Origin of the sequence: Nocardia sp. NPDC060220 (assembly GCF_042727815.1) — a bacterium.
Taxonomy (GTDB): Bacteria; Actinomycetota; Actinomycetes; order Mycobacteriales; family Mycobacteriaceae; genus Nocardia.
The window spans coordinates 1-5,540 of the sequence record NZ_JBHWZY010000452.1; the positions used below are offsets into that span (position 1 = coordinate 1).

The window sequence follows — 5,540 nt, forward strand, 5'->3', positions numbered from 1 at the left end:
GAAGAGTTCCTGCTGACCGATCCCGCGTCCGGCGCGCCCGCGCCGAAGAACACGCTGGTCGCCGAGACGGCGAAGAAGGCCGGGATCGATCTGCAACTGGAGCTGACGAGCTGTCAGGTCGAGACGAGTAGCGCGGTGCACTCCGAGATCGGCGCCTTGCTGGCGGAGTTGCGGACCGCACGGCGCCGGGTGGCCGAATGCGCGGCCGAGCACGGCACCCGGTTGCTGGCGGTCGCGGTTCCACCGACCGTCCCCGAGGGATACCCGGTCACCGATACGCCGCGCTATCAGCGGATCGCGCACTCTTTCGGCATGATCGCCCACGAGCAGGGGCTGTGCGGGTGCCACGTGCACGTGGCGGTGCCCGACCGCGAAACCGCGGTGCTGGTGAGCAATCATGTCCGGCCACGATTGCCGGTACTGCTCGCCTTGACCGCGAATTCGGCGATCTACCGCGGCAGCGAGACCGGCTACGCGAGTTGGCGCAGTATTTTGTGGCGCCGGTGGCCCAGCGCCGGTCCGCCGCCGTATTTCGCGTCGCTGCGTGACTACGAATCGATGGTCGCGATGATGCGATCCAGCGGCAGCATCCTGGACAACAAGATGGTCTATTGGGATGTCCGCCCGTCGGAATCCTTTCCGACTGTCGAGATCCGCGTGAGCGATGTCCCGGCGACAGCCGAGGAATCCGCCTTGCTGGCCGCCCTCATCCGCGGAATCGTCGCTACCGCGCTCGACGCGATCGCGCAGGACATTCCCGCTCCCACGGTGCCCGGCGAAGTCCTGCGCGCCGCCTATTGGAACGCCGCGCGATCCGGGCTCGACGGCAACGGCCTCGACCTCGTCGCGGGTCGCGTCGTTCCCCACCAGGACCTGCTGGCCGGGCTGGTCGAGGACATCGCGCCGGCATTGCATCGTTGTGGTGACCACGACTTCGTCACCGATGCGGTCAGGGCGCTCGGTGAGCGCGGAAACGGCGCGCGCCGTCAGTTGGCGGCGATGAACCGGCGACGCGAGATCGCCGATGTGATCGGTGAACTCGCCGACGCCACCCTCGAGGGCTGCCGCTGATCGCTAGGCCGCGCGCATCAGATCCATCACATTCGCAGACACCATCGATTCGGCGTGCTCAAATGGGATCACCAGCCGATTTTGAGCCACCAGGACCGGCTGGGGCAGTGTGTGTGTATGCCTGCCGGTGTCGAGGGATCGGGCACTCGTGAACACCCATTCCGGCCATGGCGACCAACCGTCGCGGATCGATGAATCCGACTCGGCACTGCGTACGGAGGTCACCCTCCATCACACGGCCACTGTTCTGCATGTGCACGGCGAGATCGACGCGTGCAACCTGCCTCGATGGCGCATCATTCTCGACGCAGCCATCACGGCGGAGGGCGAGTCGGGCCATCTGGTGATCGACATCAGGGACGTGACGTTCATGTCCTGCCGGGCGATCCTCGACATGGCGACCCGCGCCCAGCAGAGCCGGCTGCGGATGAGTGTGGTCAATCCCGTGCCGTCGGTCACCAACCGGATCATCGTCGCGGCCGGTCTCACCGAGTGGCTACCCGTCTACCCGAGCCGAACCGAGGCTTTGGCCGCCGCGCCCGCACAGTCCACCCGAACGATTCCCCCGGCGTCGTGGACGACGACGTAGACCTGGGCAGGCAACCCAGGCCCGGGTTCAATCGTTCGCAACGGAGTCGGTGAGAATCGGCAGCAACGCCTTGGCGCTGACCATGTGGTCCTGCCCGGCGAGCACCCGATGCGACGCCTGGGGAATCGCCGCGGCGAGCTCCCGGGACACCTGATGCATCCCGGTCGGGTTCTTCTCCCCGACAACGACTTTCACGGGAACCCGGATCTCCTCGAACCGTTGCACCGGAGGCAGCGTTTCGGTGATCGCGATGTCGTACATCAGTGTGGGGGCGAGGGCCTTCATCGTTGTCCACCCGGGAAACAGCGGCAGCAGCGCGACGAACGCGCCCGGCATCCCGATCCCGCGCAGAAACGCCTTCAGCGCTCGCGCGTTCTTCGCCTGGTCGAGCAGCGCCCGCACCGTGGCGGCCAGCTCGGCGTAGGACGCCCGTTCGGTCTCGTCGTGCACATAGGGGGCGTCGTAGATCACGACCCTGTCGATCTTGTCCGGCATCCGTACCGCCGCTTCGAGCGCCAGCGCGGCACCCGAGGAATGTCCGTAGAGAATCGCGCGCCCGCCGGCGGCGTCCACCATCGCCTCGATGTCGTCGACTTCCCGCTCGATCGCATACGGCTGTAGGTCCCCGCTGTCCCCGCGCCCGCGCCGGTCGTAGTTGTAGACGGTGAAGCGCGTGGCGAACACCCGCACGTCGCCGGCGATCGGCCGAAACCGCCGGAAGCACGTCGCGCCGGTGATGTACACCAGCGCGGGCCCGTCACCGGACACGTCGTAGGCGAGTTCGGTGCCATCTTTCGACGTAGCGATCCTCATAGCTCGTTCCTTTCGGTGCCCGGCGCGCGCGGATCCCGATCGATCCACTGTCTACCACTACGACGATGTCGCCCCCGCAAACTCATCGGTGCGCCACGGGAGCCCGGCCCAGCGGAGCGGTATATTGCGCCGCGGCCCGACCGGGAACGTGTTCGACGCGACGAATCAGGAGGATTCAGTGGTGATGGGATCAGGCACGGAGTCGGCGTCGATCGTTGCGCGTCGATGTGCACGGGCGGTCGCGGTGGTGCTGGCCGTCTGCGCTTCGGCGGTCCCAGCCGCCTCCGCCGATCCCGCGTCGGCCGGTCTCGAATTCTATTCTCCGGCACCGGATTCGGTGGCGGGCGAGCACGGATCGGTGATCTCGTCACAGCCGATTGCCGGGGAGCCGGGACTGCCTGGGGCGCGCAATTTCCTTGTGCTCTACCGGTCGGTGGATGTGCACGGTCAGCCGGTCGCCGTCTCCGGTACGGTCGCTGTTCCCGAGGGAACGCCGCCGCCCGGCGGTTGGCCGCTGATCTCCTGGGCACACGGCACCACCGGCACCGCCGATGTGTGCGCACCGTCGCGGGACACCGGCACGGGGTTCCCCGCTCACGACTACACCTCGTTGACGCGCGAGACCCTGGCACGATGGATCGCCGCCGGATACGCGGTGGCGCAGACCGACTATCAGGGTTTGGGTACGCCGGGCCCGCACGGGTATCTGATCGGGGAGGCCGAGCAGCGTGCGGTCGCGGACATGGCGCTGGCGGCGCGGGTGATCGCGCCCGAGATCGGGACTCGCTGGGTGGCGATGGGGCATTCGCAGGGTGGTCAGGCCGCCGTCTACGCCAACGCGCGCTCGCAGCAGTGGGCGCCGCAGTTGCGCTTGCTCGGTGCGGTGGCGATGGCACCCGCCTCGCATCTGGGGCCGGTCGTGCAGGCTTTCGCCCTCGCCCGGCGAACCGGCATCGCGGCGAAGGTCGACGCACCGGCGGGCTCGGTGTCGTTCATTCCGTTGTTCATCCGTGGCGCCCAGACCGTCGCCGACATCGATCCGTCGGCATTTCTTACCGCCGAAGCTGATTCGATGGTGGGCCAGGCCGATGACCGCTGCATCGGACAGCTGCGTGAGCGGGATTCCTGGGGCGGGCTCGGCGCGGGTGACACGTTCTCCGCCGACGCCGATCCCAGTGCGCTGGTGCGAGTTCTCGACGGCAACGACCCCAGCGGGCTGGCGCTGACCACTCCGATGCTGGTGTTGCAGGGCAAGGCCGACACCGTCGTCCTGCCCGCCGGCACCGACGCCATGGTCGCTCAGCAGCAGCTGACCGGCCAACCCGTGGAATACCGCACCTACCCCGGCGTCGATCACCGCGCCATCCTCGGCGCGAGCAACGACGACGCGCTCGCCTGGGTGAACGCCCGCTTCGCCCGCTGACTCGCAGCGCGCACGTCCCGGTGATCCCGCCGGTCGTGATGTCCGGTGAAACCACGGCGGATGTGGTCGAGGTCCACGATGGCCCACGGCCGGATTGGTAGCGTGGCCGAGGTACGCGCAGTGGTTGCGTACGTGCTGGTAGCGGGCCCGGAGGGTCTGTGCGGAGTCGGTGTCCCACGACGAGAGGCCGTTCGATGCGAGCTCGGATCAAGGTGACTGTCGATGGGCGGACGCGGGTGGTGGACATCGACACCCGCACCACCCTGTTGGATGCCCTGCGTGAACAGCTGGGCGTCACCAGCCCGAAGAAGGGCTGCGATCGCGGGCAGTGCGGGTCGTGCACTGTCCTGCTGGACGGCCGACGGGCGACGTCGTGCCTCGCGCTGGCCGTCGCACACGACGGGGCGACAATCGTCACCGCCGACGGACTGGCCGACGGTGACGATCTGCATCCGGTCCAGCGAGCATTCCTCGAACACGACGGCTTCCAGTGCGGCTACTGCACGCCGGGCCAGATCTGTTCGGCGGTCGGCATGCTCGACGAGGTGCGGGCGGGCGCCCCGAGTCACGTGACGGCGGACCCCACGGGCGAGATCGTGCTGAGCGCCGACGAGATCCGGGAACGAATGAGCGGCAATCTGTGTCGCTGCGGGGCGTATCCGAACATCGTCGCGGCGATTCAGGAGGTCGCTCGATGAGGGAGTTCGCCTACGAACGCGCCACTGATGCGGGGCAAGCGGTAGCGGCGGTAGTCGCCGACCCCGACGCCGTATTCCTCGGTGCGGGAACCAATCTCGTCGATCACCTCAAACTCGGGATCATCGCGCCGGGCAAGCTCGTCGATGTCAGCGGACTGCCGTTCGATCAGGTGACCCCGCTGCCCGACGGCGGTGTCCGCATCGGGTCGGCGGTGCGCAATGCCGATCTCGCCGCGCATCCGGCCATCCGGGCGCGGTACCCGATGCTGTCGGCGGCACTGTTGGCGGGCGCGTCGGCCCAGTTGCGCAATCTCGCCACCACCGGCGGAAATCTGTTGCAGCGCACCAGATGTCCCTACTTCCAGGATTCGACTGTGCCGTGCAACAAGCGCGAACCGGGCAGCGGATGCTCGGCGATCGGCGGGTTCGATCGCGACCAGGCCATCCTCGGCGCGTCCGATCAGTGCATCGCCACCCATCCCTCCGACATGGCGGTGGCGATGGCCGGGCTGGGTGCGGTCGTGCGGGTGCTCGGCGCCGTCGGTGAGCGCGAGATCCCACTGGCTGACTTCTATCGACTGCCCGGCGACGAACCCGACCGGGACACGGTCCTCGACCACGGTGACCTGATCACCGCCGTCGACCTGCCCGCGCTCGAGTGGGCGAGCACCTCCACCTACCGCAAGGTCCGCGATCGTGCGTCGTTCGCATTCGCCCTGGTGTCGGTGGCCGCCGCCGTCGACATCGCCGACGGCCTCGTGCGAGATGTGCGGATCGCGTTCGGCGGTGTCGCTGCCAAACCATGGCGGGCATTCGCCGCCGAGGCCCGACTGCGTGGCCGGGCCGCCACCGAGGAGAACTTCGCCGCCGCGGCCGATGCCGAACTCGCCGACGCGCGCGCACAGCGTCAGAACGGTTTCAAGATCCCTTTGGCGCGCAATGTGCC

At 68.2% G+C, this 5,540-nt stretch carries 6 protein-coding genes; 5 read left to right on the forward strand and 1 reads right to left on the reverse strand.

Annotated features, from left to right (window positions below):
* A partial coding sequence (locus ACFWF3_RS22190) for a glutamate--cysteine ligase (RefSeq protein ID WP_379315117.1) occupies window positions 1-1,071 on the forward strand: 1,071 nt, incomplete at its 5' end.
* Between the two features lie 148 nt (window positions 1,072-1,219).
* Complete coding sequence (locus tag ACFWF3_RS22195; protein ID WP_379315118.1) at window positions 1,220-1,660, forward strand: anti-sigma factor antagonist; 441 nt, start codon at window positions 1,220-1,222, stop codon at window positions 1,658-1,660.
* 27 nt (window positions 1,661-1,687) lie between these two features.
* Here ACFWF3_RS22195 and ACFWF3_RS22200 read toward each other — a convergent pair whose 3' ends face one another.
* Window positions 1,688-2,473: an alpha/beta fold hydrolase gene (locus ACFWF3_RS22200; RefSeq protein WP_379315119.1), complete on the reverse strand. Its 786-nt coding sequence runs from the start codon at window positions 2,471-2,473 to the stop codon at window positions 1,688-1,690.
* A gap of 184 nt (window positions 2,474-2,657) precedes the next feature.
* On the opposite strand from ACFWF3_RS22200, the gene ACFWF3_RS22205 reads away from it, so the two are divergent.
* The 3 genes from ACFWF3_RS22205 to ACFWF3_RS22215 all read left to right on the forward strand — a co-directional run.
* Window positions 2,658-3,896, forward strand: a complete 1,239-nt coding sequence (locus ACFWF3_RS22205; protein WP_379315120.1) for an alpha/beta hydrolase family protein — start codon at window positions 2,658-2,660, stop codon at window positions 3,894-3,896.
* Between the two features lie 194 nt (window positions 3,897-4,090).
* Complete coding sequence (locus ACFWF3_RS22210; RefSeq protein WP_379315121.1) at window positions 4,091-4,594, forward strand: 2Fe-2S iron-sulfur cluster-binding protein; 504 nt, start codon at window positions 4,091-4,093, stop codon at window positions 4,592-4,594.
* A partial coding sequence (locus ACFWF3_RS22215; protein ID WP_379315122.1) for an FAD binding domain-containing protein occupies window positions 4,591-5,540 on the forward strand: 950 nt, incomplete at its 3' end. The genes ACFWF3_RS22210 and ACFWF3_RS22215, both read left to right, overlap by 4 nt.